General features: G+C 58.1%; 27 protein-coding genes. 12 read left to right on the forward strand and 15 right to left on the reverse strand.

The annotated features are described in order from the left end of the window. Position 1 precedes the first annotated feature (1 nt). The 3 genes from coaE to G3M63_RS00100 are packed head-to-tail and all read left to right on the forward strand — an operon-like array spanning position 2 to position 1,757. Entirely contained in the window at positions 2-607 is a 606-nt protein-coding gene (coaE, locus tag G3M63_RS00090; protein ID WP_163981515.1) for a dephospho-CoA kinase, read from the forward strand. Next, positions 604-795: a DNA gyrase inhibitor YacG gene (gene yacG, locus G3M63_RS00095; RefSeq protein WP_150303146.1), complete on the forward strand. Its 192-nt coding sequence runs from the start codon at positions 604-606 to the stop codon at positions 793-795. The genes coaE and yacG overlap by 4 nt, the downstream gene beginning before the upstream one ends. A gap of 17 nt (positions 796-812) precedes the next feature. Beyond that, positions 813-1,757, forward strand: coding sequence for a Nudix family hydrolase (locus G3M63_RS00100; RefSeq protein ID WP_163981516.1), 945 nt, complete (start codon positions 813-815; stop codon positions 1,755-1,757). A gap of 247 nt (positions 1,758-2,004) precedes the next feature. Here G3M63_RS00100 and ispH read toward each other — a convergent pair whose 3' ends face one another. From ispH to murJ, 6 genes are all read right to left on the reverse strand, one after another. Beyond that, complete coding sequence (ispH, locus tag G3M63_RS00105; RefSeq protein WP_163981517.1) at positions 2,005-2,952, reverse strand: 4-hydroxy-3-methylbut-2-enyl diphosphate reductase; 948 nt, start codon at positions 2,950-2,952, stop codon at positions 2,005-2,007. Positions 2,953-2,983: 31 nt separating this feature from the next. Continuing rightward, positions 2,984-3,421, reverse strand: coding sequence for an FKBP-type peptidyl-prolyl cis-trans isomerase (fkpB, locus tag G3M63_RS00110; protein WP_150299523.1), 438 nt, complete (start codon positions 3,419-3,421; stop codon positions 2,984-2,986). A gap of 163 nt (positions 3,422-3,584) precedes the next feature. Beyond that, positions 3,585-4,079, reverse strand: a complete 495-nt coding sequence (lspA, locus tag G3M63_RS00115; protein WP_150299522.1) for a signal peptidase II — start codon at positions 4,077-4,079, stop codon at positions 3,585-3,587. Then, positions 4,072-6,903, reverse strand: a complete 2,832-nt coding sequence (ileS, locus tag G3M63_RS00120) for an isoleucine--tRNA ligase (RefSeq protein WP_163981518.1) — start codon at positions 6,901-6,903, stop codon at positions 4,072-4,074. The genes lspA and ileS overlap by 8 nt, the downstream gene beginning before the upstream one ends. Positions 6,904-6,922: 19 nt before the next feature. Then, positions 6,923-7,849 carry a bifunctional riboflavin kinase/FAD synthetase gene (ribF, locus tag G3M63_RS00125; RefSeq protein ID WP_163981519.1) on the reverse strand — a complete coding sequence of 309 codons (927 nt, stop codon included), beginning with the start codon at positions 7,847-7,849 and terminating at the stop codon, positions 6,923-6,925. Positions 7,850-8,266: 417 nt separating this feature from the next. Then, entirely contained in the window at positions 8,267-9,835 is a 1,569-nt protein-coding gene (gene murJ, locus G3M63_RS00130) for a murein biosynthesis integral membrane protein MurJ (protein ID WP_163981520.1), read from the reverse strand. 218 nt (positions 9,836-10,053) lie between these two features. On the opposite strand from murJ, the gene rpsT reads away from it, so the two are divergent. Beyond that, positions 10,054-10,326 carry a 30S ribosomal protein S20 gene (gene rpsT / locus G3M63_RS00135; RefSeq protein WP_163981521.1) on the forward strand — a complete coding sequence of 91 codons (273 nt, stop codon included), beginning with the start codon at positions 10,054-10,056 and terminating at the stop codon, positions 10,324-10,326. A 140-nt stretch (positions 10,327-10,466) separates the two neighbouring features. Here rpsT and proB read toward each other — a convergent pair whose 3' ends face one another. From proB to rplU, 4 genes are all read right to left on the reverse strand, one after another. Next, a complete protein-coding gene (gene proB / locus G3M63_RS00140; RefSeq protein WP_163981522.1) occupies positions 10,467-11,585 on the reverse strand; it encodes a glutamate 5-kinase in 1,119 nt (372 codons plus the stop codon). 51 nt (positions 11,586-11,636) lie between these two features. Beyond that, on the reverse strand, positions 11,637-12,848 hold the full coding sequence (gene cgtA, locus G3M63_RS00145) for an Obg family GTPase CgtA (RefSeq protein WP_150299516.1): 1,212 nt from the start codon (positions 12,846-12,848) through the stop codon (positions 11,637-11,639). Between the two features lie 98 nt (positions 12,849-12,946). Continuing rightward, positions 12,947-13,207 (reverse strand): 50S ribosomal protein L27, encoded by a 261-nt coding sequence (rpmA, locus tag G3M63_RS00150; protein ID WP_150299515.1) that lies wholly within the window; start codon positions 13,205-13,207, stop codon positions 12,947-12,949. Positions 13,208-13,230: 23 nt separating this feature from the next. Beyond that, positions 13,231-13,542, reverse strand: a complete 312-nt coding sequence (gene rplU / locus G3M63_RS00155; protein WP_150299514.1) for a 50S ribosomal protein L21 — start codon at positions 13,540-13,542, stop codon at positions 13,231-13,233. A 399-nt stretch (positions 13,543-13,941) separates the two neighbouring features. Here rplU and G3M63_RS00160 point away from each other — a divergent pair, with 399 nt between their 5' ends. Next, on the forward strand, positions 13,942-14,910 hold the full coding sequence (locus tag G3M63_RS00160) for a polyprenyl synthetase family protein (protein WP_150299513.1): 969 nt from the start codon (positions 13,942-13,944) through the stop codon (positions 14,908-14,910). A 170-nt stretch (positions 14,911-15,080) separates the two neighbouring features. Here G3M63_RS00160 and G3M63_RS00165 read toward each other — a convergent pair whose 3' ends face one another. Further along, positions 15,081-15,695, reverse strand: coding sequence for an FKBP-type peptidyl-prolyl cis-trans isomerase (locus tag G3M63_RS00165; RefSeq protein WP_163981523.1), 615 nt, complete (start codon positions 15,693-15,695; stop codon positions 15,081-15,083). A 196-nt stretch (positions 15,696-15,891) separates the two neighbouring features. Here G3M63_RS00165 and G3M63_RS00170 point away from each other — a divergent pair, with 196 nt between their 5' ends. The 4 genes from G3M63_RS00170 to G3M63_RS00185 are packed head-to-tail and all read left to right on the forward strand — an operon-like array spanning position 15,892 to position 19,083. Then, positions 15,892-17,184: an NCS2 family permease gene (locus G3M63_RS00170; RefSeq protein WP_163981524.1), complete on the forward strand. Its 1,293-nt coding sequence runs from the start codon at positions 15,892-15,894 to the stop codon at positions 17,182-17,184. Further along, positions 17,184-18,269, forward strand: a complete 1,086-nt coding sequence (gene trmA, locus G3M63_RS00175) for a tRNA (uridine(54)-C5)-methyltransferase TrmA (RefSeq protein ID WP_150299510.1) — start codon at positions 17,184-17,186, stop codon at positions 18,267-18,269. Before G3M63_RS00170 ends, trmA begins: the two co-directional genes overlap by 1 nt. Positions 18,270-18,278: 9 nt before the next feature. Then, the gene (locus tag G3M63_RS00180; RefSeq protein WP_163981525.1) at positions 18,279-18,500 is read left to right on the forward strand and encodes a hypothetical protein; all 222 of its coding nucleotides are present in this window, start codon (positions 18,279-18,281) and stop codon (positions 18,498-18,500) included. A gap of 31 nt (positions 18,501-18,531) precedes the next feature. Beyond that, complete coding sequence (locus G3M63_RS00185; RefSeq protein WP_163981526.1) at positions 18,532-19,083, forward strand: NADPH-dependent FMN reductase; 552 nt, start codon at positions 18,532-18,534, stop codon at positions 19,081-19,083. Positions 19,084-19,298: 215 nt separating this feature from the next. Here the strand turns inward: G3M63_RS00185 and G3M63_RS00190 are convergent, their stop codons facing one another. From G3M63_RS00190 to mscL, 3 genes are all read right to left on the reverse strand, one after another. Next, on the reverse strand, positions 19,299-19,628 hold the full coding sequence (locus G3M63_RS00190) for an SMR family transporter (protein WP_150299509.1): 330 nt from the start codon (positions 19,626-19,628) through the stop codon (positions 19,299-19,301). 214 nt (positions 19,629-19,842) lie between these two features. Further along, positions 19,843-20,541, reverse strand: a complete 699-nt coding sequence (locus G3M63_RS00195; RefSeq protein ID WP_163981527.1) for a TorF family putative porin — start codon at positions 20,539-20,541, stop codon at positions 19,843-19,845. Between the two features lie 305 nt (positions 20,542-20,846). Then, complete coding sequence (gene mscL / locus G3M63_RS00200) at positions 20,847-21,272, reverse strand: large-conductance mechanosensitive channel protein MscL (RefSeq protein WP_150299507.1); 426 nt, start codon at positions 21,270-21,272, stop codon at positions 20,847-20,849. A 329-nt stretch (positions 21,273-21,601) separates the two neighbouring features. Between mscL and G3M63_RS00205 the strand changes: the two genes are divergently transcribed. From G3M63_RS00205 to G3M63_RS00215, 3 genes are all read left to right on the forward strand, one after another. Then, positions 21,602-21,976: a hypothetical protein gene (locus G3M63_RS00205; protein WP_163981528.1), complete on the forward strand. Its 375-nt coding sequence runs from the start codon at positions 21,602-21,604 to the stop codon at positions 21,974-21,976. Positions 21,977-22,216: 240 nt separating this feature from the next. Then, positions 22,217-22,648 carry a DUF2231 domain-containing protein gene (locus G3M63_RS00210; RefSeq protein ID WP_150299505.1) on the forward strand — a complete coding sequence of 144 codons (432 nt, stop codon included), beginning with the start codon at positions 22,217-22,219 and terminating at the stop codon, positions 22,646-22,648. After that, complete coding sequence (locus G3M63_RS00215; protein ID WP_163981529.1) at positions 22,645-23,937, forward strand: sorbosone dehydrogenase family protein; 1,293 nt, start codon at positions 22,645-22,647, stop codon at positions 23,935-23,937. The genes G3M63_RS00210 and G3M63_RS00215 overlap by 4 nt, the downstream gene beginning before the upstream one ends. 64 nt (positions 23,938-24,001) lie before the next feature. Here the strand turns inward: G3M63_RS00215 and G3M63_RS00220 are convergent, their stop codons facing one another. After that, positions 24,002-26,143, reverse strand: coding sequence for a hypothetical protein (locus G3M63_RS00220; RefSeq protein WP_163981530.1), 2,142 nt, complete (start codon positions 26,141-26,143; stop codon positions 24,002-24,004). Position 26,144: the final 1 nt, after the last annotated feature.

Raw genomic sequence — 26,144 nt, forward strand, 5'->3', positions numbered from 1 at the left:
AATGATCATTGGATTGACCGGCGGAATCGGCAGCGGCAAGAGCGCCGCCGCTGACCGCTTCGCGCAGGCTCATGGTATTCATGTTGTGGACGCGGACGTTAAGTCCCGCGTCGTCGTAGAGCCGGGCCGCCCCGCATTAAGCCAGATTGTTGATCGGTTCGGTCAGCACATGTTGCTGGAAGGTGGCTTCCTGAATCGCGCTGCGCTACGCGACGAGGTATTCAGGGACCCCGAACAGCGCCTCTGGCTGGAACAATTGCTGCATCCCTTGATCCGCGACGAGATCATCAGCGACCTCGCTTCTGCCACCTCTCCCTACGCCTTGCTGGTCTCACCGCTGCTGGTCGAATCCGGCCAGTATCAGATGACGCAACGGGTACTGGTGGTCGATGTACCCGAAGAGATACAAATCGCCCGCACCAGGCAGCGCGATCAGGTGTCAGAAGAACAGATCAAAGCCATCATGCAGGCACAGGCCAAGCGCGATGACCGTTTGCGGCATGCCGATGACGTCATTACCAACGACAAGGACCTGGCCGCTCTGCACGCGCACGTGGACGCGCTCCATCAACGCTACCTGGCAATCGCCGAAGGAGCCAGATCATGACCCTGACCGTAGAATGCCCCACCTGCAAAGCACCCGTAACCTGGGACGACAGCTTTCCCGACCGCCCCTTCTGCTCCCATCGCTGTCGTCTGATCGATCTGGGCGCATGGGCTTCAGAAGAGCATGCTATTCCAGGCAATGAACTGGAACAGGATCTATTCTCCGAGGATTTCCCGGAACGGGATTAGGTAAGGATGCGCTGCTGATGCGCCGTATTCACGTGATGGCTGCGGTCATTTGTAATGATAGCCGCGAGATTTTGATTGCTCGTCGCCCCAAGAACGCCCACCAGGGCGGCTTGTGGGAATTCCCCGGGGGCAAGCTGGAAGAGGGCGAATCACGCTTTGATGGGCTACGGCGCGAACTGCGTGAAGAGCTTGGGATCGAGATAACCGAGGCGCGTCCGCTGCTGGACATTCGCCATGACTATTCGGATAAGTCTGTACGGCTTGATGTGTGGCGGGTGACTGCGTTCACCGGTAAAGCGCATGGTGCCGAGGGTCAGCCGGTGCGCTGGGTGGCTCCGGCGTATCTCAAGGAATATTCCTTTCCTGAAGCGAATGTACCCATCGTTGCCGCGGCGCGACTGCCTGAGCTGTATCTGGTCACGCCTGATGTCGCCAATTTGGACATTCTGCTGAGTGGGCTGGAGAGTGCGCGGCGGCGAGGTGTACGGGTGGTTCAGTTGCGGCAGACGCAGCTCGCTGCGGATGAGTATCAAGCTTGGGCGGATGCTGTCGTGGAGCGCTTTGGGACGGATTTTACCTTTATGCTCAAGGGCGACGTGCCGCCATCCATTGCCGGGGCCGGATGGCATCTCACTTCGTCCCAGCTACGTATGATGGCGACCGCAGGCCGGCAGCGGGACGGGTTTGACGGTTGGCTGGCGGCGTCCTGTCATGATGCCGAGGAGCTGGCCTTGGCTGCGCGGGTTGGGGTCGATTTCGTTACCCTGTCGCCAGTACTGCCTACGCAGACGCACCCTGATGCGGAACCGCTTGGTTGGGATCGTGCTGCCGAGTTGATTGCCCAGGTGAATATGCCAGTGTACTTGCTTGGTGGGCTTGGTTTAGCGGATCTGGAGCGGGCGTTTGAAGTGGGTGGTCAGGGCGTTGCGGGTATACGCGGGATTTGGGAATTGCCGGGCTGAAACGCAAATCCCCCTAGCCCCCTTTGTCAAAGGGGGAATTGGACTGTGCCATCGTGCTTAATCGGTGTCTTGGACGAACTTAGATGTAATCCGCAGTTTTTTTGTGGCTGAACTTTTGACACAGCAAAAGCTGGCTTAAGACATTTAGCTATAAAGCGCACAACCTGATCCCCCCCTTTGACAAAGGGGGCTAGGGGGATTTGCCTTTAGCCATGATCTGCGAACATAGCAAGCTCAACAACCAGCCCTACTCGACCTCCACAACCCGCAGTTCCTTGGGCATGCTGAACACAACATTTTCCGGCCGCCCGTCAAGCTCCTGCGCGTCTGTCGCACCCAGCGAATGCAGATGATCGATCACCTGGCGCACCAGAATGTCTGGGGCTGACGCTCCCGCAGTAATGCCGATGCTTCCCACATCCTCCAGCCACTCGGCACGAATCTCTTCAGCGCCATCGATCAGGTAAGCCGGTGTGCCCATACGCTCCGACAGTTCACGCAGACGGTTCGAGTTGGAGCTGTTAGGGCTGCCTACTACCAGGACCAGATCAGACTCGGCGGCGAGCTGTTTGACGGCGTCCTGGCGGTTCTGTGTGGCGTAGCAGATATCATCCTTGCGCGGTCCGTCGATAGCAGGGAAACGCGCACGCAGCGCATCGATGACCTTTGCCGTGTCATCCATTGACAAGGTGGTTTGCGTCACAAAAGCCAGGCTCGATGGGTCGCGTATATCCAGTTCGGCGACGTCCGTTTCATCTTCAACCAAGTAGATCGAGCCGCCCTTGCTGGTGTCGTACTGGCCCATGGTGCCTTCGACTTCAGGGTGTCCGGCGTGGCCAATGAGGATGCATTCGCGGCCGTCGCGGCTGTATTTGCTGACTTCCAGATGCACCTTGGTGACAAGCGGACAGGTTGCGTCAAACACCTTCAAGCCGCGTTTGTCGGCTTCCTGACGAACCGCCTGGGAGACGCCGTGGGCGCTGAATATGACGATCACATCATCGGGCACCTGATCGAGCTCTTCGACGAATATGGCGCCGCGGTTGCGTAGATCTTCCACCACGAATTTGTTGTGCACCACTTCGTGACGCACGTAGATCGGTGGTCCGAAGACTTCAAGGGCGCGGTTCACGATCTCGATGGCGCGGTCGACGCCGGCGCAAAAGCCGCGGGGATTGGCCAGTTTGATCTGCATGGGAGCCTCGGACGTAGTGGATGCGTACAGGTTACGCAGGTTTTACTTCAATAATTTCGACATCAAAGGTGATGGTCTTGCCGGCGAGTGGATGGTTGAAATCCACATCAACGGTGGTTTCGTTGACCGTTTTCACCACACCAGGCAATTCGCCGCCGGCAGCGTCCTGAAAAATCACCAGCAGGCCGGGTTCGAGCTCCATTTCATCAAACTGGCCACGGGGGACGGTCTGGATGTTGAGTGGATTGCCTGGTCCGAAGCCGCGCTCTGCGTCGATATCGAAGGAGCGTTTGTCGCCGGCCTTGAGACCAAACAGGCTCTGTTCGAAGCCTGGAAGCAGGCTGCCGTCGCCGACTTTGAAGGTGGCTGGCGATTTGTCGACGGTTGAATCAACCACTTCGCCGCTCGGTAGCTTGAGCGTGAAGTGTAGAGTGACTTCAGTGTCTTGGCTGATGCGGATGTCGGTCATGGTTGTGTCTCTTGGTGGTGTGGTGGGATTCGCTGTGGTCCTTGTGGTCCGCTGGAATCCCCCCTGCCCCCCTTTTTCAAAGGGGGGAGTTGGTTCCGTGCACGTTAGTCGGCCGATGTTTGTCTGATGAACCGCTGGCACGCTCAAGTGGCGGCGAATAAGTTCAGGCAGCTTTCTTCTCGGACCGAAACATATCAAATATCAGCAACGCAGCACCTACTGTAATCGCACTGTCAGCGACATTGAAAGCCGGAAAATACCAGCTGTTATGCCAGTGGACCAGTATGAAGTCGACGACGTGGCCATGCACGATCCGGTCGTAGAGGTTGCCGAGCGCTCCGCCCAGCACCAGCACCAGGGCCACCGACTCGATGGTTTTTTCCCTGGGGAGGCGCGCCAGCCAGACGAGCAGCATGACGCTGACGCCCACCGCTATGGCGATAAAGAACCAGCGCTGCCAGCCGCCGCCGTCAGCCAGGAAGCTGAACGCGGCGCCGGTGTTGAAAGCCAGCGTGATCGCGAAGAAATCCTCGATCAAATGGACTTTCTGATATGGGATCAGTTGGCCGGCGACGATCCACTTGGTCAGCAGATCGAGCGCTATTACCACCACTGCCAACCAGAGCCATACCAGCCCACTGCGCCGCCAATCAGGCATGCTGGCGCACCTCGCCCGGACCTTCGATGTTGCTTACGCAACGGCCACAAATTTCGGGATGCTCGGCGTGCTTGCCGACGTCGGCAAGGAAGTGCCAGCAACGCGCACACTTGCTGTGTCCGGACTTGATCAGGCTCAGCTTCAGGCCAGGCAGTTCGGTCTGAACGGCACTCTCACCCGCCTGCGACAGCGGCTCAAGATCGGCCCGCGAGGTGATAAGTACGAAGCGCAGCTCATCGCCGAGTTTTGCCAGGCTGGTATGCAAGGCATCATCGGCAAACAGTGTCACTTCGGCCTGCAGGTTGCCGCCAATCACCTTGGCATTGCGCTGGGTCTCCATTTCCTTGTTGACCGCGACCTTGACCTCCATGACCTGCTCCCAGAAGGAACGGCCCAGGGTTGCATCGGCGGGCAACGCAGTCAGGCCTTGATACCAGGTATTGAGCATCACCGAGTCGTTATGCTCGCCGGGGAGGTACTGCCACAGCTCTTCGGCGGTGAAGGACAGAATGGGCGCGATCCAGCGCACCAGCGCCTCGGCGATGTGGTACATCGCGGTCTGGCAGGAACGACGCGCGGTGCTGTCAGCGCCAGTGGTGTACTGCCGATCCTTGATGATATCCAGATAGAAGCCGCCCAGCTCCTGTACGCAGAAGTTGTGCACTTTCTGATAGACGTTCCAGAACTTGTAGGTGTCGTAGGCCTCGATGATTTCCTGCTGCAACAGCAGCGCGCGGTCGACTGCCCAACGGTCTAGATCCAGCATTTGCTCGGGTGCGAGCAAGTGCTCCTTCGGGTCGAAACCGTTCAGATTGGAGAGCAGGAAGCGTGCGGTGTTGCGGATGCGGCGATAGGCATCGGCGCTGCGCTGCAGGATCTGCTTGGACACAGCCATCTCACCGGAATAGTCCGTCGACGACACCCATAGACGCAGAATGTCCGCGCCCAGGCTGTCGTTCACTTCCTGCGGCGCAACCACGTTGCCCAGCGACTTGGACATCTTGCGACCGTTCTCGTCGACCACAAAACCGTGGGTCAACAATCCTTTGTACGGGGCCTGGCCGTCGATGGCACAGCCGGTCAGCAACGAAGAGTGGAACCAGCCACGATGCTGATCAGAGCCTTCCAGATACAGATCGGCGCGCGGGCCTTGTTCGTACCCCATAGGGTGCGAGCCGCGCATCACGTGCCAATGGGTGGTGCCGGAATCGAACCAGACGTCCATCGTGTCGTTGATCTTCTCGTACTGTTCGGCTTCGACGCCCAACAGCTCGGCGGCATCGAGGCTGAACCAGGCCTCAATGCCTGCCTGCTCAACAAGCTTTGCCACTTCTTCCATCAGCTCGACGGTACGCGGGTGCAGCTCGCCGCTTTCCTTATGCAGGAAGAACGGAATCGGCACGCCCCAGTTACGCTGACGCGAGATACACCAGTCAGGGCGTCCGGCGATCATGCCGTGCAGGCGCGCCTGGCCCCAGGCCGGAACGAATTGTGTCTGTTCGATGGCATCCAGCGCGCGGCGACGCAGCGAGCTGCCGTCGCTGACAACCTTGTCCATGCCGACAAACCACTGCGCCGTCGCGCGGTAGATCAGCGGCGTCTTGTGACGCCAGCAATGCATGTAGCTGTGCTGAATCGACTCGTGTTTGAGCAATGCGCCTTCTTCACGCAGTTTCTCGACGATGGCCGGGTTGGCCTTCCAGATAAACTGACCGCCGAAATACGGCAGGTCCGCGACATAGACGCCGTGACTCTGCACCGGACTGAGAATGTCATCGTTATCCATGCCGTAATGCTTGCAGGTACGAAAGTCGTCCTCGCCATACGCAGGGGCCGAATGCACGATGCCGGTACCAGACCCGGTCTCAACGTACTCCGCCAGATAGACCGGCGAGAAACGCTCGTACAGCGGATGGCGGAAGCGGATATTCTCCAGCGCAGTGCCCTCGCAGCGGGCGATGATTTCGCCCTGCAGCTCGTAGCGTTGCAGGCAGGACTCAACCAGCTCCTCTGCCAGCACCAGCAGCTTGTCGCCGGTATCCACCAGCGCATAAATGAATTCGGGGTGGACGTTCAGCGCCTGGTTGGCCGGAATGGTCCAGGGCGTGGTCGTCCAGATGACCATGCTGGCCGGCTTGCTCAACGCAGCCTGACCGAAGGCGGCAGCGAGCTGGCCGGCATCTTCAACTTCGAAGGCAACGTCGATGGCGTCGGATTGCTTGTCCTGGTATTCGACCTCAGCTTCGGCCAGGGCCGAGCCGCAATCGAAGCACCAGTTCACCGGCTTCAGGCCCTTGAACACAAAACCGCCTTCAACCATCTTCGCCAGCGCGCGGATCTGTCCGGCTTCGTTGGAGAATTCCATGGTCTTGTAGGGGTTGTTCCATTCACCCAGAACGCCCAGGCGGACGAAGTCGGCCTTCTGCCCTTCGATCTGCTTGGCGGCGTATTCGCGGCTGCGCTCGCGGGTCTTGTCGGCGGGCTGGTTCTTGCCGTAGGTGATTTCTACCTTGTGCTCAATCGGCAGACCATGACAGTCCCAGCCTGGCACGTAGGGCGCGTCAAAGCCGGACAGGGTCTTGGACCGAACGATCATGTCCTTGATGATCTTGTTCACCGCGTGCCCAATATGGATGCTGCCGTTGGCATAGGGCGGGCCGTCATGCAGTACGAACTGCGGACGACCCTGGCTGATCTCGCGAATCTTCTGGTAGAGGTCAATGCTGTTCAGGCGCTCGAGGGTTTCCGGCTCGCGCACGGGCAAGCCGGCCTTCATTGGAAATGCCGTCTGGGGCAGGTTCAGCGTCGCTTTATAATCAGTCATTTAATCCACACTTGGTTCGTCAAAGGCCCCATTGGGCCCGGGCGGCGGCAAAATCAGCCTGGATTGCCAACTTCAAGGCTTCCAGCGACTCGAATCGCTGTTCTTCACGCAGTTTTTCATGAAACACCACGGTGACGCGGCGGCCATAGAGATCACCATCGAAATCAAACAGGTGAACCTCAAGGTGTGGCTGGCCATCGCCTTCTACCGTGGGACGGGTGCCAATGTTGGCGACCCCTTTCTGAATCACGCCGTCGAGCTCCATGCTGACGCGGTAGACACCGTTCAGCGGAGCGCGCAGACGCTTGAGCTGGACGTTCGCGGTGGGAGCACCGAGCTGGCGCCCGAGCTTCTGACCATGCAGAACACGGCCGGTGATACTGAATGGGCGACCCAGCAAGCGCTCGGCCAACTGGAAGTCACCTTCTTCGAGTACCTGGCGCAACCGGGTGCTACTGATTCGCTCGCCGCTTTCGGCAACGGTATTGGTGGACTCGACGGTAAAGCCGTGTCGTCTGCCGCTTTCCTGCAGGAAGGCGAAATCGCCGGAACGGTCGCAGCCGAAGCGGAAATCGTCCCCCACCTCCAGATGCCTTACCCCCAGCCCGCCCACCAATACCTGTTGCACAAACTCTTCGGCACTGAGTTCACGCAAGCGTCGATTGAAAGCGAGGCAGAGTACGCGATCGATGCCCTGCTCTTCGAACAGAGCGAGCTTGTCACGCAGACGGGTAAGACGGGGGGGCGCAGCCTGAGGCGCGAAATACTCACGCGGCTGTGGCTCGAATATCACCACACATCCGGGCAGACCAAGCCGCTCGGAATGCGCGCGCAAGCGCTCGAGAATGGCCTGATGCCCGGCGTGCACACCATCGAAATTACCGATTGTTACCACGCAACCCCGATGTCGGGGCCGCAGGTTATGTAGGCCGCGGACCAGTTCCATAATGCTCGTTGATTGGTAGAGAGATCAAAGCCGGAAAGTATACAGGCTAATAAGGCCTTGCGTCATCGGAAGGCTGCGGTGTGATTACGAGCTCGGATTACATTTGCGGGGAGGCGTGACCCACGGCGATCTGGCCGCAAGGCCAGCGGTTAAGAAGGCCAACTAGGCATAAACGAGTCTACAGGTCAGTTAGTAAAGTTTTACCCAAGTCGTCCTGCGGACGCCATCGCGGCGAGTCGCCCCTCCCACAGGTTTACTTCTAGCTCAGGACGACAATTTGCGGGAGGCGCGATCTCGACTGAGACCGGCAATTAGGGGTTTTAAGGCCAGGTTAGCATAACCCGACCCAAACCCCAGGGCGTCCTGCGGACGCCGTCGGGCCGGGGTCGTCCCTCCTACAATAGACCCGGCGGCGACTCAGTGCCGAAGGTGTCGCATGCGCATTCCCGCCAGAAGCAGTGTGACTATAAAGGCAGCGATACCAGCAGTGACCAGGATCGCCATCTCCAGGGTCTTTTGTTGCCATTCCCAGGCAAACCACTGCTCGACATCGGGGACCAGCCAGAGCACGACGGCGGACATGGCGATACACGCCAGCGCCAGGCGGATACTGAAACCCATCCACCCAGGTTGCGCCTGGAATATGCCAGCTTTACGCAGCCCCCACCAGAGCAATGCGGCATTCAACAACGCAGATAGCGAGGTGGCCAGCGCCAGGCCCACGTGCGCCAGCGGCCAGATCAGGATCAGATTAAAGCCCATATTGAAGACCATGCAGGTCACGGCAATTTTCACAGGCGTTTTCATATCCTGACGCGCGAAGAAGCCAGGGGCCAACACTTTGATCAGCATGAAGGTCATGACGCCCAGCGCATAGGCACGCAACGCGCCTGCAGCCTGGACCACGTCGCGCTCGGTCATGGCGCCGTAGTGAAACAGCGTGGCGATCAGCGGCTCAGCAAGCAGCAACAGCGCAAGCGCCGCCGGCAAGCCGACCAGCAGCACCATGCGCACCGCCCAATCCAGTGTTTTGGCAAAGGCCTTGGGGTCATCTCCGGCATGCTGGCGAGACAGGGCAGGCAAAATAACCGTACCGATGGCGATGCCGAAAGCACCCAGCGGCAACTCGGATAGCCGATCAGCGTAATACAACCAGGAAATGCTGCCGGTCTCGAGGAACGATGCCAGCACGGTATCCAGCAAAAGGTTGATCTGGCTGACCGAAACGCCGAACAAAGCGGGCAGCATCAGGGTCATGATGCGCTTTACGCCTTCATCCCTGCGGTTCGGCTTGGGGACAGGCAACAGTCGTATTTGCGCAAGGAACGGCAACTGGAACAGCAACTGCGCCACGCCAGCAATGAAGACACCCCATGCCAGCGCCATGATCGGCTCATCAAAGTATGGCGTCAGGAACAGCGTTGCGCTGATCATGCTCAGATTCAGCAGAACCGGAGTAAAGGCCGGTACCGCGAAGCGATTGTAGCTGTTCAGAATGGAACCACAGAGCGCTGTGAGCGAAATCAGCAGCAGATAGGGAAATGTGATCCGCAGCATGTCGGCGGCCAACCCCAGCTTTTCGGTATCGCCATAGAAGCCCGGGGCGAACAGAGTAATGAGCAAGGGCGCGCCAGCGACTCCGACCGCGGTGATAGCCACCAGCGTAATCCCTAGCGTACCGGCCACATAATCCACTAGCTGCTTCACTTCGGCGAGGCTACGCCTGGATCGATACTCGGACAGAACCGGCACAAACGCCTGATTGAATGCCCCTTCCGCAAACAACCGGCGCATGAAGTTGGGGATTTTGAAGGCAATAAAGAAAGCATCAGCTTCTGACTGCGAACCAAAATACGCCGCAACGACCACGTCCCGCGCCATCCCCAACACCCGCGACAGCATGGTCATGATGCTGACAACCATGCCCGAGCGCAGCAAACTGGGGGCCCTAGGAACGGGAGCGATTGGAGGAGTGGTATCTGTCATGGAACGCGACGCCGAATAAAAGCGCGATCATAGCGTTCGAACGGCCGTCATGCGAGCGAACAAAACCTGACATTCATTGCGTACTGGATGTACAATGCGCGGCTTCCCGGTCCGACGTCTCAGAGCGCCTGACGGGTCTTGACAATACAGTAGGGCAGCGGCATAGTACGCGGCCTTATTTATACCTTATTCATCCAGATTTTCTGAGGAGCACGACGGTGGCCAACTCACCTCAAGCCAAGAAACGCGCCAAGCAGGCCGAGAAGCGCCGCACTCACAATGCAAGCCTGCGCTCCATGGTCCGTACCTACATCAAGAACGTCGTCAAGGCAATTGACGCCAAGGATCTTGAGAAAGCACAAAACGCCTACACTGCAGCCGTCCCGGTTATCGACCGCATGGCTGACAAAGGCATCATCAACAAGAACAAGGCCGCTCGCCACAAGAGCCGCCTGAACGCACACATCAAGGCAATGGCTACCGCCGCTTGATCCAGCGTTAATTGTTGATGAAAAAACCGGCTCACTGAGCCGGTTTTTTTATGGATGTTTCGCAGCGTCGAGTACCCTCACTGCCGGGCAAACCGCAATCAGACACGAAAGTCGATGCGGTTTACCAGCAGCGCGCCCGCCTACACCAGCACCAGGTTATCCCGATGGACCAGCTCAGGTTCGTCGATGTACCCGAGAATTTGCTGTACCGAGTCCGTGCACTGGCCGATGATACGCGCAGCATCCTGGGAGCTGTAATTCACCAACCCCCGGGCAACCTCAGAACCATCCGGCCCGACACATACCACCATTTCACCCCGCCGGAAGTTGCCCTCCACCGCAGTCACACCGACCGGCAACAGGCTGCGTCGCCCCGCCGTCAGCGCAGCGACTGCGCCCTTATCGATCAGCAGTCGACCACGCGTCTGTAGATGCCCGGCCAGCCACTGCTTACGCGCAGCAAGCATGCCTTTTTCCGGCCGCAGCAAAGTACCCAGTTCCTCACCCGCCTGCAACCGCTCAATCACGCGCTCGATGCGCCCGCCCACGATGACCGTACCGGCACCCGAGCGCGCCGCCAGTCGCGCGGCACGCAATTTAGTCTGCATACCACCGCGCCCGAGTGCACCCGCAGTGCCACCCGCCATCGCATCCAGTTTGGAATCGTCCGCCATGGCTTCGCTTATCAGTTCAGCATTGGCATCCGTACTCGGATCCGCCGTGAACAGACCGTCGCGGTCAGTAAGAATAACCAGCAGATCCGCCTCAACCAGATTGGTCACCAGGGCTCCGAGCGTGTCGTTGTCACCGAAACGAATTTCGTCTGTTACCACGGTATCGTTTTCGTTGATCACCGGAATCACGCCCAGATCCAGCAACGCCCGCAAGGTGCTGCGGGCGTTGAGGTAGCGCTTGCGGTCCGACAGGTCATCGTGAGTCAGCAGCACCTGAGCCGTCGACAGACCGTGCGCCTGGAAGCTCGACTCCCAGGCCTGCACCAGCCCCATCTGACCGATAGCGGCTGCAGCCTGCATCTGATGGATAGTCCGCGGCCGCTCAGTCCAACCCAGGCGGCTCATACCTGCCGCTACCGCGCCCGACGACACCAGCACCAGCTCTGCCCCGCTCTTGCGCAGGGCTACCAGCTGATCTACCCAGACTGCCATGGCGCCCTGGTCGAGTCCTCGGCCATCACTCGTCAACAAGGCACTTCCAATCTTGACCACCCAACGTCGCGCGTCGGCTACCTTCTGTCGCATGCTGCTTTTTCCGTTGTGAACAGAGAAGAAGCTGCCGAAGCAGCTTCCAAATTAACGCACGTAGATGATTTCCGCACCGTCCTCATCGTCTTCATCATCGTCGTCGTCATCTTCATCCTCGCGCGCCTTCAGCCCCTGCTTGCGCAGAGCACGCCGGTCATCGAGAGCCTGAATATGTGCGCGCGCCTCATCTTCGATTGCCTTGTCCAGCTCGGCCATCTCTGCGGCATATTCTTCGTCGTCTTCCAGGCGCCGCGTCCGCTCATCAAGCCAGTTCATCACGGCCTTGGCCAGCTCTTCTGTACCCTGCCGCTCCGCAGCCGATATCACAAATACCGGGCCTTCCCATTCCAGGCGCTCGACAACATCATCAAGAATTGCCTGCTGCTCGTCTTCCAGCAACTGGTCCGCCTTGTTCAACACCAACCAGCGCTCGCGCAGGGTCAGGGACGGACTGAACTTGCCCAGTTCGTGGATGATCGTTTCCACTGCTTCAACCGGGTCGCTCTGATCCATTGGTGCCATATCAACCAGGTGCAACAGCAACCGGGTACGCGACAGGTGCTTGAGGAAACGCGTGCCCAGACCCGCGCCTTCCGCAGCGCCGGCGATAACGCCCGGAATGTCGGCGATCACGAAGCTACGCAGGCGCCCGACATCGACGACACCGAGGTTCGGTACCATGGTCGTGAAGGGATAGTCCGCAACCTTGGGCTTGGCAGCAGAAATGGCACGAATCAGCGTACTCTTGCCGGCATTCGGCAGTCCGAGCAGACCCACATCCGCCAGCACCTTGAGCTCAAGCTTGAGATCACGCTGCTCGCCCAGACTGCCCTGACTGGTCTGCCGCGGCGCGCGATTGACGCTGGACTTGTAACGCGTGTTACCCAGGCCGTGAAAACCGCCCTGCGCCACCAGCAAGCGCTGGCCCGGCTCGGTCAGGTCACCGATGATTTCCTGGGTGCCGGCGTCAATGACGGTCGTACCGATCGGCACAGCCAGAACCATATCCTCACCCTTGGCGCCGGTACAATCGCTGCCGCGACCATTCTCACCACGCTTGGCATTGAAACGCCGCGTGTAGCGGTAATCAACCAGGGTATTGCAGTTATCCGCGACCTCAAGATAGATCGAGCCGCCATCACCACCATCACCACCGTCAGGGCCGCCCTTGGGAATGAATTTTTCCCGACGGAAGCTCATGCAACCATTACCCCCATCTCCGGCCTTGACCGTGATGGACACCTCATCAACAAATTTCATCTTGCTCCCTCCCTGACGGGATGGGTGGAATTAAGGAATCAAGCTACAAACAAAAAAGCCCCGTCGCAAGACGGGGCTTTCTCAAATCCATCAGGGGATCAGTTAGCGGCTACGACATTCACGTAGCGGCGACCGAACTCACCCTTGACTTCGAATTTGATCACGCCGTCTGCCTTGGCAAACAGAGTGTGGTCTTTGCCCATACCGACGTTTTTGCCGGGGTGGAACTCAGTACCACGCTGGCGAACAATGATATTACCAGCTGTTGCTACCTGGCCGCCAAACAGCTTGACGCCCAATCGTTTGGATTCTGAATCGCGACCATTGCGCGTGGAACCGCCTGCTTTTTTGTGTGCCATGGGTGTTTATCTCCTCAATGGGCTTAGGCAGAGATGCCGGTGATCTTGATTTCGGTGTACCACTGACGGTGGCCCTGACGCTTCATGTGGTGCTTACGACGACGGAACTTGATGATCCGGACCTTATCGCCACGGCCATGGGCGCTAACTTCAGCAGTCACCTTGGCACCCTCAACAACCGGCGCGCCAATGTTGATATCGTCGCCGTTGCCGACCAGCAGTACGCGATCGAAATCGATGCTGGCACCGGTTTCCACGTCCAGCTTCTCAACTCTCAGGTATTCACCTTCGGTGACCTTGTATTGCTTACCACCGGTAACAATCACTGCGTACATGATGCTTTCTCCGTAATCCTGCTCACCCGGCGCTTGGGTATAATCGTTAGTGGCCGGCATGGCTGCAAGTGAACCCGCCTATCGGGCCCTACCTTGCCATTGTCAAAACAGGGATGCTGTAAATCGGGTTTTCAGGGGCGGGGATTCTACGCAAATGGAGCCCCGTGAGCAAGCCTTACCTTGTCCCAAGGGGCATGCCGAAGAAAGCGGCCGTGCATTTATAGGGAATTCGAACATGCGTGCTGCATCAGGGGTGGCCATTGAGCGACCGGTTTCGGCAGCTGAAACATCCCTAAACGCAACGGGCAACGCCAGAAAGCCCATTCCCAGCCGCTTTTCTTGACAGCGCAATGCCTGCCGCCTAGCATGCCGCGCAACACACCACAAAGCGTGCGGTCAATGACAACCCTGCCTTTTTACACTGCGGTCACGGACGATTTTGAAGCCGTCAATCAACTGATCATGCGTCAGTTGCATTCACGCGTTCCGCTGGTAGAAAAAATCGGCAGCTATATCATCAGTGCCGGCGGCAAACGCCTGCGACCACTGGTGGTGCTGTTATCAGCCCGCGCCTGCGGCATGAACGATCCGCGTCAGCACAGCCTGGCGACCATTATCGAATTTCTGCACACCGCCACACTGCTGCACGACGATGTAGTAGATACGTCAGACCTGCGGCGCGGCCGCTCCACAGCCAACGCGCTATGGGGTAACGCACCCAGCGTCCTGGTCGGAGATTTCCTGTTTACCCGCGCCTTCGAGCTGATGGTGGAGATGGGCGACATGGAGATCATGCGCGTACTGGCCAATGCCACTAACGTGGTTGCCGAGGGTGAAGTACTGCAATTGACCAAGGTGCGTGACGCCAATACTGACGAAGCCACCTATATGAAGGTCATTCGCAGCAAGACGGCAATGCTGTTCGAGGCCTCATCCCATACCGGCGCCATGCTTGCCGGCGCAACCGCCGAGCAGACAGAAGCCCTGCGTCGATACGGTGATGCCCTGGGTATCGCCTTCCAGCTGATCGACGACTTGCTGGACTACAGCGGAGACGCTGAAGCCATGGGCAAAAATGTCGGCGATGACCTGGCTGAAGGCAAGCCTACGCTCCCTTTGATCTACACCATGCGCGAAGGCACGGAAGAGCAGGCGCAGCTGGTTAGAAAAGCAATACAGAAAGGCGGCGCGGATGAAATTGAAGCAATCCAGGCAGCGGTACGCGAAAGCGGCGCGCTTGAATATACCGAAAAGCTGGCCCGCGAAATGAGCGAAGAAGCCGTCAATCTGCTGCAGGTTCTGCCTGAATCCGAGTTTCGGGATTCCCTGGAGCAGCTTGCGCGCTTCGCCGTAGACCGAAAGTACTGACTCACGCCCTGGTAGCTGATTATCCGTTTTAACTAAAACCAGCGGCGCCCCGCCTGGAAAACCACTCCGTCCGACACCGCACAACCTTTGCCGCCGCACGGATATTCGAAAAAAAGGGGACCAGGGGGGGATTCAGCGCAGCGCAGCTCACCCCCCCTCGCCAAGCTACCTCAAAGCACCTTCAACAGCTCGATATCAAACACCAGCGTGCTGTGCGGCGGAATGCTGCCCGCAGCGCGCGCGCCGTATGCCAGCTCGGAAGGGATATATAGCCGCCACTTGGCGCCTTCCTTCATCAGCTGCAGCGCCTCGGTCCAGCCGGCGATCACACCACCCACCGGGAATTCGGCCGGCTGGCCGCGCTTGTAGGAACTGTCGAAGACTTCGCCATTGATCAGGGTGCCTTCGTAATGAGTCTGCACCGTTGAACTGGCATCCGGCGTAGCGCCAGTGCCTTCGTTAATGACCTCATATTGCAGGCCGGAAGGCAGCGTGACGACACCCTCACGCTGTGCGTTCTGCTGCAGATATTCCGCCCCGGCCTGACCAGCAGCACGGGCAGACTCTTCTGCCACGACAGCCATCTTCTGCTGCAAACCCTGGAATGCGGTCTGCATGGTTTCTTCATCGACCGGGCTGGGCTGCTGATTGAATGCGTCACGCAGGCCAGCGAGGACCAGATTGATATCCAGATCCGGGATGCCGCTGGATACCAGCTGGTCGCCCATCTGGCGGCCTATGCCATAGCTGACGCGCTGTTCGTCGGTATTGATTTCGTTGCTCATGGCTGTCTCCGCCGATTGATTAGCCGTAAAGCCTGACATAATCCGTGACCGAATTCACCCACACCGGGCCCATCAATGGATCAGCCGCTGGGTCAGGCGCAAACAGCCAACTCACTCAGCCAGCCGTTTTGTTTCTGTATCGCATCCAACTAGGATAAAATGCCGCGTTTTCGGCCCCACCTAACCGAGACCTCCCATGCTGGAAAAGCTGTTCCAACTCAAAGCCCACGGCACTACGGTACGCACCGAAATTCTTGCCGGCGTAACCACCTTCCTGACCATGGCGTATATCATCTTCGTCAATCCCATGATGATGGCCGATGCCGGTATTGACCCCGGCGCCGCCTTCGTAGCGACCTGTCTGGCCGCCGCGATCGGCTCACTGATCATGGGCCTCTGGGCCAACTATCCGATAGCGCTGGCTCCGGGCATGGGCCTGAACGCCTTTTTCAGCTATACCGTCGTCGGGTCGATGGGCTACAGCTGGCAGGTCGCGCTTGGCGCGGTATTCATCTCCGGCTTTCTGTTCTTTCTGCTGAGCATCTTCAAGGTTCGCGAATGGATCATCAATAGCATCCCCCTGCCGCTGCGCTCAGCCATCGCCGCGGGTATCGGGCTGTTCCTGGCATTGATCGCGCTGAAAAACGCAGGGTTCGTGGTCGATCACCCGGCCACCCTGGTCACGCTCGGCGATCTCGGCCAGCCAGCGCCATTGTTGGCCGCTCTGGGATTCGCAGTGATTGTTGCGTTGTCCTATCGGAAGATAACCGGCGCAGTGATGATAGGAATACTGCTCATCACGGGTATCAGCCTGCTTAGCGGAATTTCCCAGACAAACGGGCTGATGTCTGCTCCGCCCAGTCTGGCACCCACCTTCATGGAACTGGATCTGCGCGGGGCGCTGGATATCGGTCTGGTCAGCGTCATTTTCGCCTTCCTGTTCGTTGACCTGTTCGATACATCCGGAACGCTCATCGGTGTGGCGCAACGGGCCAGGCTGGTTGACGAGAACGGTAATCTGCCGCGTCTTGGCCGCGCGTTGATGGCCGACAGCACGGCAACCATGGCTGGCTCGATGCTGGGTACTTCGACCACCACCAGCTACGTAGAATCCGCAGCCGGGACAGCGGTCGGCGGCCGTACCGGTATGACTGCCTGCGTAGTTGCCCTGCTATTCCTGCTCTGCCTGTTCTTTTCTCCGCTGGCTGGCGCTGTTCCAGCATTCGCCACCGCACCGGCCCTGCTCTTTGTCGCCGTCCTCATGACGGGCGGACTGGTACAGGTCGACTGGGAGGATCTGACCGAAGCTGCTCCGGTGGTGATCACTGCGCTGGTCATGCCGCTGACCTTCTCCATTGCCAACGGCATCGCCCTTGGCTTTATCGCCTGGGTTGTCATCAAGTTGCTCGCCGGACGGCATCGGGACCTGAACCTCAGCCTGTACGCACTGGCCGGTCTGTTCGTTATCAAACTGGCGTTGTTCAGCTAATGGGCGTGCAATTCGATCCAGCCAACTACGACCAGCAACTCGCCGCCAAGCGCCAGCGCCTGGTTGACCTGCTCGCCCCTTTCGGTGCGCCCGAGCCACAGGTGTTCACCTCGCCACTGGAACACTTCCGGCTACGCGCCGAGTTTCGTCTGTGGTACGAAGGTGGCGTCCCGCATTACGCCATGTTCGAGCAAGGCGACAAACATAAACCGATACTGATCGAACAGCTGCCGATAGCCAGCAAACGCATCAACGAGCTGATGGGCCCCTTACTGGAAGCCTGCAAAGCCGACCCGGTACTGGGCAAGAAACTGTTCCAGGTGGAATTTCTCACCACGCTCACCAATGAAGCATTGGTCACGCTCTGCTATCACCGCCCGATTGACGAGCAATGGGACGCCTCTGCCGAGCGACTGGCCGAACAGCTCGATATCCTGTTGATCGGTCGCAGCCGCGGACGCAAGCGCGTTCTGCAGCGTGATCACGTGCAGGAAGAACTCACCGTCGCTGGCCGCACCTGGCGCTATCAGCAGGTTGAAGGCGGCTTTACCCAGCCCAACGGCCAGGTCAACCAGCACATGTTGAGCTGGGCCGTTGAGGCCGCCGGCCAGAACGATGATGATCTGCTTGAACTCTATTGCGGCAACGGTAACTTCACTCTGCCGCTGTCCACCTGCTTCCGCCGCGTAATGGCCACGGAGCTGGCCAAGCGCTCGGTATACTCGGCGGTTGAAAACCTGGAAGCCAACGGGGTGGAAAACGTAACCCTGGTGCGCCTGGCCAGCGAAGAAGTCACCGAGGCACTCACCGGAGTACGGGAATTCCGCCGTCTGCGCGGCATCGAGCTGAACGACTTCAACTTCGGCACGGTATTCGTCGACCCGCCCCGCGCTGGCCTCGACCCCGCCACGCTGGATCTGGTGAAGGGTTATGAGCGTATTCTGTACATCTCGTGTAATCCCGAGACACTTGCCGCCAACCTGGAAGAGCTGAACGCAACCCACCGCATCACCCGCTGCGCACTGTTCGACCAGTTCCCCTATACCCACCATATGGAGTCGGGGGTTCTGCTGGAGCGGCGTTGAATCGCCTACATGGCCACTGACAAGCCACGGAACGTGGTCGCGGAACAAAAAGGCAGCCCTGAGGCTGCCTTTTTATTGTGCCGGGAAACAAGCAGCCTTTTTCTCCATGTAGCAAAATCGACGCAAACAATCCAATTAATCGATAACAATCCAGCAATTATTGCCCTTTTTATATCTGATTACCTGTCCAATAATGGCCCCATCAAAGCAACCAAGCCAGTCGGCGAATAGCTCGCCCGACGCTGAACGGAGACAGTCAACTATGAGTACTTACCACCTGGCTATTATCGTAGGCAGCAACCGCCGCGAATCCACCAACCGCCAATTAGCCGAAGCTATTGCCAAACTGCTGCCCGGCCACATCGAGGTCAGCTACCCCCAGATTGATGACCTGCCGTTATACAACCTGGATCTCGAAAGCGAGCGCCCAGCCAGCGTGAACCGGTTCACTGACGAAATCCGTGCAGCCGATGCAGTGTTGATTGTCACACCCGAGCACAACAGATCGCTCCCCGCAGTGCTGAAAAACGCCCTCGACTGGGGTTCCAAGCCGATGGACAAGAACGTCTGGTTCGACAAGCCCGTCGCCATGACTGGCGCGTCACCGGGCGCGATGGGCGCAGCGCTGGCCCAGCAGCATCTTCGTCAAATCATGGGTATTCTTGGCTCGGTGGTATTGGGCGGTGAAGCCTATCTGCAATTCCGCCCCGGCCTGATTACCGAGAACGGCGAGATCGGCGAAGACAGCCATCAGTTCGTGAAGAGCTACATGGACCGCTTCGTCAGTCTTATTGAGAAGTTGGTGCAGCGGTAAGCAGGACGGCACCATTCTCAACATCCTGCGTCTCGGCATTGCAGCGTATTGGAATCATAAACCGCCGGGTGACCCGGATTGCCTTCGGGTAACGGGCCCCCCAGCGGGACCAGAAAGCTCACCGGATGGGCACCAAATAGACCGGCCGGCGAGCCACAACCACGTTACCTGCCTAACCACATTTCAGACCAGGCCTGCCACGGACCGCATCCTGACTACACCACCGCCTTGGAAAACACGTTCAGGACGATCACACCTGAAATGATCAGTCCCATCCCGATAAACGCTGGCAGGTCCAGCTTCTGGCCAAACAGCAGCCAGGCCACCGCAGTGATAAGCACTATGCCTGCGCCTGACCAGACGGCGTAGGCGACACCCACCGGGATAGTGCGCAGCGTCAGCGCCAGCAGGTAGAAAGCAATGCCGTAACCGACCACAACCAGCACCGACGGCCATGGTTTGCTGAACCCGGCGCTCGCTTTCAATGCGGTGGTCCCGATCACTTCAGCGACAATTGCCACGGAAAGGAATATCCAGCTTTTCATCGGTTAGCGCTCATCAGGGGTACATCACTGGATGATAACAGCGCGCCTTCTGATACTGCACAAGCAGTGTGCCGGGCGGGATAACGCCAGGGGCGCAAAGCTCTGGCCACGACCAGCTCTGGAGCGTTCGGAGGAAGTAAAAAAGACGCCGGCCCGAGAGCGGAACCGGCGTAAATGCAGACGATGAGTCCGGGGCGTAGCAAACGCCGACGAATCAGAGTGTCTTGGATACCGAGAAGGTTACGTTTGAATCGCAGTTGCCATTGCAACCACCGTCAATATCGGTATTTGAATACATTAGCGCCAGATCAAGACCCAGCATGCTCTTGCCGAGACTTACGGCCCAATCACTATAGTTGTCAACCTCGCTGTCGTTGGCATCGGCATAGCCATAGTGCAGTCCGAGACCCAGCTCATATGGAAGGCTGAAACCGTAATCGAGGAAATAATAGAGCGGCTCCGGATCAACCTCATACGCATACTTCACGCCTGTATTGAAACCGTAGAATGCGAGGCTGCCGATAACTTCATCCACGTCCCAGGAACTGTTCCCCGGATAGGTATAGGTGGCCCATTGGAGGTCATAGCTGACGTTATCAGTGATGTCTCCGCCGTAGCCGACGTAATAATCGATCTCAATACTCGCACCGTCAAAGCCGTCCTCCGAGCCATCAATGTTGGACGCCCAGGCACCGACATACAGGCCGCTTTCATGGGCGATATCCAGACTGCCCTGAACGGCACCAGAGCCATCGGTCTGAGACTGGCCGCGCCAGATGTAATCGCTGGCAAGCGTAGCGGTCATGCTTACATCGAGCTCTCCCACAGCAGTATCAAAGGCTTCAGCCTGAGAAATGCTGGCAAAACCAATCGAGCTGGCAGCGGCAACGACAGCGGCAAGTTTTTTCATCATGCGGTAGTACTCCATGTTTGCTTAATCCAAGGTGCGAAGAAAGTTAGTATGAAGTCTTTAGCATTAAGCTTGCCAGCTTTTTTAAACCTTTATTTATCAACCAATTAGGCAATATCCACAACAATAACTGCAACTTTCGCAACTTCACCGATGCGCTGAGATGGTGCATCTAGGTTCGACATGGTGCAAAGTGCCATTATCAGCTTCAATCAATAGTTACTACAATGGAGCATCACCCGCCAAAAAACCCAACGAGAGCCAAGGCGAGAACTTCGTCCTACTATGAGTGTTCCTTGAAGGGAGTTTTACCCGTCACGGTTGCTGCTTTTTGCTTGCCCCTTGAGCAGATCACGGATATCCGTCAGCAACACCTCTTCGATGCTAGGCACAACCGGCGCTGGAGGCGCTTCTTCTTCCTTGCGCTTGAGGCTGTTCATCACCCGTATTGCAACAAAAATCGCTGCAGCAATGATAAGAAAATCAACGACACTCTGGATAAAAGCACCGTAGCCTATGGTGACTGCTTCCAGATCGCCTCGGGCTTCCCTCAACACAATGGCCAAGTCACTGAAGTCCACCCCACCAATCAACATCCCCAGCGGCGGCATCACGATATTGTCTACAAATGACGACACCACCTTGCCGAACGCAGCACCAATGACAATACCCACTGCCATATCGATGACATTGCCACGCATTGCAAAAGCCTTGAACTCTTTACCGATGCTCATAAATTCCTCTCCGGTGGAGCCGAGACGGCTGTCAATAATCTGGGCGTATTGCAGTAATTATGTAAAGTCTAGCTGCACGAAGCATCTATTTTCAGCGCTCTATGTATTGCGCTGGGTCCATGTACATCCAGCGTTCCGGGCGCTTTAGCCACTGAGTTATCACCTGTCTCGGTCGTGCGTCGGGGCTGCACTCGCTTTACGGGTATTGCGAGAACCGCCGGACCTTCGAAACAGTCCACCAATAATCCGCCACGCTTATGAGCATTTTCCCCCACGACAGGGTCCAACGCAGTTGCAGACCTATCCCTGCGATCACACAAGGAATGCTTATGTCGATATTCACAACCCAAAAGCGCACCAGCCTTGCCCTGTTGTCCGCTCTCGCGCTGGTCTGCGCTTCTGGCATCAGCCAGGCTCAGGAGACGCCGCCGGTGGACGACTCGCAAACACAGTTGGCGAAATTCGGCGGTGCCATGCATCTGACTGCTTCGATATGCGGAGGCTATTCGGAAGAGCAGCTCAATGAACTCAAGTCGCAACAGCAGCAAACCCTGGCAAAGAATGGCATGGACGAGGACAGCTTCGAGCAGGCTTATATGGCAGGCATGAGAGAAGCAGAAGCGAGATGGGAAGGCCTGTCCAAAGATGAGCAGCAAAAGGCCTGCGATGAGATTCAGGACCATTCAGACGATATGACTCAATAACCGAAACAGGGCCAGATGGGCGCATCAGGTCAGCGGGCGCTTAACGATCCGGAAAGCGGCACCAGTTGATTCGTTCTCCATCTTCACGCGGAATCCGCTGTATTGATGGAAACCCGCCTGGCCAGCGGGTCGCGGTGAACTATACTCCGGCAGTACGACGCCCTTGCACGCACAACTTTGCAATGCTTTAGAGCGCGTCCCGCTCCAGGGCATCACTGGATCAGCAATGAGGAATCCGCCGTGACCGCGACTGTCGACCGACATTATCAGCACCAAACGATACACCCATTACACGCCACCCTACTCGCCAGCACCATTCCGCTTTTTCTTGGCGCGCTGCTGAGTGATATCGCCTATTTCAATACCTTCCAGATTCAATGGAGCAATTTCGCCTCCTGGCTGCTCGCTGGCGGCCTGGTATTCAACGGTCTGGCGATACTATGCGCGATCATTGGCGTATTTCGCGCCGGCGCCCAACGTGGGAAATACGTTCTGTATCTCATTCTCCTGATTGCGACCTGGATCCTGGGTTTCATCAACGCGCTTCAGCACGCCAAGGACGCCTGGGCGATCATGCCCACCGGCCTTGTGCTTTCGGTTATCGTCACCTTGCTCGCCTGTGCCGCCACCTGGGTTGGCCTTACGAACCTTCGCTCGGGAGCAGCAGAATGAAATATTCGAAAACGCTATCGTTGAGCTTACTGACGTTGATGCTGGGCGCCTGTGGTGGGGAACAACAGGAATCGGCAAATCTACATGGTCCCGACCCCGAATTACCCGAACCCCAGCGCGGCCTGTTGCCGAGTATGGAAATTGCCGAACCGGAACAATGGGGCGATAAACGGCCAATCGTCCCGGATGGATTCACCGTAACGGCCATTGCCACAGAGCTGCAGATTCCTCGCCAGACACTGGTGCTGCCCAACGGCGATATTCTGGTGGCCGAAGGCCGCGGAGGGAACGCTCCAAAGCTCAAGCCAAAAGACGTGATCGCCGGGTATATAAAGGCCAAGGGCAACACCTCTGTTGAAAGCGGAAACCGGCTGACATTGCTGCGCGATAGCAATGGCGACGGCACGTACGAAGAACAGGGCGTCTTCGCGGACAATCTCAATGCGCCTTATGGGCTCGCGTTCTACGATGGCAACCTGTATGTCGCCAACCAGGACGCCCTGGTGCGCTTCGATTATGACGAAGGCCAGACCCAGGCCAGTGGGCCGCCGGAAAAGATCGTCGACCTTCCTTCCGAGATCAATCATCACTGGACCAAGGCAATGACCATCAGCCCCGACGGACGCTTTTTGTACGTCGGCATAGGCTCCAACAGCAATATCACCGAACGCGGCATGGAGGCTGAGGTAGATCGGGCAATGGTCTGGCAGATCAACACCGAGACTGGCGCTTACAAGCCCTACGCCACAGGTCTGCGCAACCCCACCGCGCTCGCTATCAAGCCCGGAACCGATCAGCTCTGGGCAGCGGTAAACGAGCGAGATGAACTCGGACCTGATCTCGTGCCGGACTACCTTACCTCTGTGCAAGAGGATGGTTTCTACGGTTGGCCGTATAGCTATTGGGGCCAGAATGTTGATCCGCGGGTACGCCCGCAGGACCCCGACAAGGTAGCCGAAACCATTACCCCCGATTACAGCCTGGGCTCACATGTGGCCGCACTCGGCCTGGATTTCTCGTCAGAGGTAATGGGCGCCGAGTTTTCTGAAGGTGCGTTCATTGGCGAGCATGGCAGCTGGAATCGCGAGGACCCCGTTGGCTACAAGGTCATCTTTGTGCCCTTCAGTGATGGTCGTCCATCCGGCGAACCGGTCGACTTTGTCACGGGTTTTCGCGATGAGGACGGCACAACACGTGGCCGGCCTGTTGGGGTGACCGTAGATCCACGCGGCGCGCTGATTGTTGCGGACGACCTGTCGAATACGGTCTGGCGCGTAGCGGCACAATAACCGGTCAGGGTGAGGTCAATGGGCAGCAAGCGCCGTTGATCTCACCCGCCCCAATCCAACAAAACTACAGGTAGCGCCCCCAACGCAACTCGACAGCACCCGGTGTCGCTTCGCCGGGCGTTCCGCTCGTGCCGCCACCTTCGTTGAGAACAACACCGCCGGCGGGATCATATCGTTCCTGCAGTTCGACCGGGACCTGTAGATTAATGGTCGTGCTGGCCCCCATCATGTTGATAGTCGTACCGTTATTGCGCTGGGCCAGCGACGAGACGTACCCGTAAAGCCTGGCGCTGCCGGAACTGCTGAACAGATTGCCCGCTTTCGTAGCGCCGAATACGGCTTTCTCGACACGAATATCTCCACCCGAATAAAGACTGCTGACACAACCGTCCGGGCTGCCCGGCGGGCAACTCCCGGCGAGTAGAGCATAGTTACCGATCGCGCCATAAGCGCGATGGTCATAGCCGCCATTCTTGCAGAACTCCGTCGGCCGGAATGGATAGATGGAATTGTTGCATACGCCCATGGCCGTATGGCCTTCTACAGTGACGCCATCGTGACCAGCATAATTCAGCGCAAATACCGCCCCGCCTGCAGTGGTCACATGTAGATTGCCCGTCGCGATGAACGTATTGGTGTAAGTACCGCTGCCGATCTCCATATCTCCCGCGACCAGAACAATGCCCGGGGCGTGACTGTCGCCATTGAAAAGCCAGACATTGTTGCTGCTGAGCTGGGGTAAAGGGGTGGTGAGATTATGCGAGCGCCCTAACTGAGCCAGACAATGTCCGTCCGTTTCATCGCGGCGCGACGGCGCGTTGTTGTTGATACAGGCGTAACCGGCCACGGTACGGCTGGTCCAGCCCGGGTTAGTGGGGTCGATGATATTGGCGGCACGAAAGTAGTAACCGTTTTGGCGTACGTCTGACGGGTTGAGCTCGTCAGCCGAGTCCCGAATCCCGTCGACGTTCTGGATCTTGACCCGCACTGCCCCATCTGTTGTTGAATAGATGTAATTGGCGCTATCACGCAACGCATTGGCGTCGAAGGTCTCCGGCTCAACCTCCACAGCCGGCACCGGCTCCAGCAGCACAGGCTGGGCCGATCGCGTTGCCGAGCGGCTGCAGCTGGGATTATTAGCGAAACTGCCGCCGTAGGTGGCCGTGGCCCAATCTGGCGAGCACCCACTTATAAGCAGATCTCCCTCTGCCTGGACCCGTCCCACGCTGACACTGCTGTTGAACTCAACGTGGTTTTTGGAATAGATATTCGCGATGCGCGGTGACGGTCTGGTGCGCACACCAAAGCCCGGGGTTATGGAACATAGTTGCGCAGCTCCCGTTGCGCACTGCGCCACCCCCGTCGGCTTGTTGGCCAATGCACGAATATCGCCATGCACACCGCCAGTCACCTCAACCGAGCCATTTGCAACGATCGATTGACTGTTGATGGTGTTAGCCAGGCAGGCATTACGTGTCGCCTTGACGGTCTCCACGCTGAACGCGCCGTTACTTAGCTGCACGTCACAATTGGCGTGCATCTCCCTGAAGTCAGTGGAAGAGCCCCCAACAAAGCGGATCGACCTGGTGGACCGAATCACATCGATCCCGCCGGCTGATAACCCTCCCAGATTCACGTCGCCATCCACAGTGATCTGGTAACTCTCACCGGGCAGCGTCAGCACGCGCAGATCGCCACTGATATTCAGACCGTCCCGGAATTGGATGACGCGACGGTCTGGTTGCGGGCCCTCCCCCTCGGTCACCCCTGGCGGTGTGATCTGATACACCGCTTCCAGAGTGGTAGATGCGGCGGCGCGGGAACCCTGTGCAGCGGTGGCGGTTATGTGAAGCGCCAGCGTGCGGGCAGAAGGCAGAGTGTCGTCGTAGCTGGCGAGGCGCAGCGCCACTCCGTCCAATCCGCCCATCTGCAAGGAGGCGGGCTGCGTTCGAGCCGCCTCGTCGAAGGTTTGCCAATCAGCTTGATCCTGTATCACTTGTGTCAGAAAATCGCCAAACGCATCGGCGGCCAACCACGCTCGTTTCTGTGCCATGGTTTGCGCATGTAGGCTGGTACTGAGCTCCTGACTGGAGCGCAAATGTGAAACGCCCACCAGAGTAGCGGACGCCAGCGACAGGCCGAGCAATACCACGGTGAGTATGGTGGCGATGCCGTGCTGCTTTCTGGCCGCAAATGGAAGAGTCATC

It is taken from the genome of Pseudomonas sp. OIL-1 (genome assembly GCF_010669185.1).
GTDB lineage: Bacteria > Pseudomonadota > Gammaproteobacteria > Pseudomonadales > Pseudomonadaceae > Halopseudomonas > Halopseudomonas profundi.

Coding starts and splice junctions, on each gene's coding strand:
- trmA (WP_150299510.1), top strand. CDS start 17,184: ATGGGCGTGCAATTCGATCCAGCCAACTACGACCAGCAACTCGCCGCC.
- G3M63_RS00170 (WP_163981524.1), top strand. CDS start 15,892: ATGCTGGAAAAGCTGTTCCAACTCAAAGCCCACGGCACTACGGTACGC.
- G3M63_RS00100 (WP_163981516.1), top strand. CDS start 813: ATGCGCCGTATTCACGTGATGGCTGCGGTCATTTGTAATGATAGCCGC.
- G3M63_RS00160 (WP_150299513.1), top strand. CDS start 13,942: ATGACAACCCTGCCTTTTTACACTGCGGTCACGGACGATTTTGAAGCC.
- yacG (WP_150303146.1), top strand. CDS start 604: ATGACCCTGACCGTAGAATGCCCCACCTGCAAAGCACCCGTAACCTGG.
- G3M63_RS00195 (WP_163981527.1), bottom strand. CDS start 20,541: ATGATGAAAAAACTTGCCGCTGTCGTTGCCGCTGCCAGCTCGATTGGT.
- G3M63_RS00215 (WP_163981529.1), top strand. CDS start 22,645: ATGAAATATTCGAAAACGCTATCGTTGAGCTTACTGACGTTGATGCTG.
- G3M63_RS00165 (WP_163981523.1), bottom strand. CDS start 15,695: ATGAGCAACGAAATCAATACCGACGAACAGCGCGTCAGCTATGGCATA.
- proB (WP_163981522.1), bottom strand. CDS start 11,585: ATGCGACAGAAGGTAGCCGACGCGCGACGTTGGGTGGTCAAGATTGGA.
- ileS (WP_163981518.1), bottom strand. CDS start 6,903: ATGACTGATTATAAAGCGACGCTGAACCTGCCCCAGACGGCATTTCCA.
- G3M63_RS00205 (WP_163981528.1), top strand. CDS start 21,602: ATGTCGATATTCACAACCCAAAAGCGCACCAGCCTTGCCCTGTTGTCC.
- coaE (WP_163981515.1), top strand. CDS start 2: ATGATCATTGGATTGACCGGCGGAATCGGCAGCGGCAAGAGCGCCGCC.
- rplU (WP_150299514.1), bottom strand. CDS start 13,542: ATGTACGCAGTGATTGTTACCGGTGGTAAGCAATACAAGGTCACCGAA.
- ribF (WP_163981519.1), bottom strand. CDS start 7,849: ATGGAACTGGTCCGCGGCCTACATAACCTGCGGCCCCGACATCGGGGT.
- G3M63_RS00220 (WP_163981530.1), bottom strand. CDS start 26,143: ATGACTCTTCCATTTGCGGCCAGAAAGCAGCACGGCATCGCCACCATA.
- fkpB (WP_150299523.1), bottom strand. CDS start 3,421: ATGACCGACATCCGCATCAGCCAAGACACTGAAGTCACTCTACACTTC.
- ispH (WP_163981517.1), bottom strand. CDS start 2,952: ATGCAGATCAAACTGGCCAATCCCCGCGGCTTTTGCGCCGGCGTCGAC.
- G3M63_RS00190 (WP_150299509.1), bottom strand. CDS start 19,628: ATGAAAAGCTGGATATTCCTTTCCGTGGCAATTGTCGCTGAAGTGATC.
- G3M63_RS00180 (WP_163981525.1), top strand. CDS start 18,279: ATGGCCACTGACAAGCCACGGAACGTGGTCGCGGAACAAAAAGGCAGC.
- cgtA (WP_150299516.1), bottom strand. CDS start 12,848: ATGAAATTTGTTGATGAGGTGTCCATCACGGTCAAGGCCGGAGATGGG.
- rpmA (WP_150299515.1), bottom strand. CDS start 13,207: ATGGCACACAAAAAAGCAGGCGGTTCCACGCGCAATGGTCGCGATTCA.
- murJ (WP_163981520.1), bottom strand. CDS start 9,835: ATGACAGATACCACTCCTCCAATCGCTCCCGTTCCTAGGGCCCCCAGT.
- lspA (WP_150299522.1), bottom strand. CDS start 4,079: ATGCCTGATTGGCGGCGCAGTGGGCTGGTATGGCTCTGGTTGGCAGTG.
- G3M63_RS00185 (WP_163981526.1), top strand. CDS start 18,532: ATGAGTACTTACCACCTGGCTATTATCGTAGGCAGCAACCGCCGCGAA.
- mscL (WP_150299507.1), bottom strand. CDS start 21,272: ATGAGCATCGGTAAAGAGTTCAAGGCTTTTGCAATGCGTGGCAATGTC.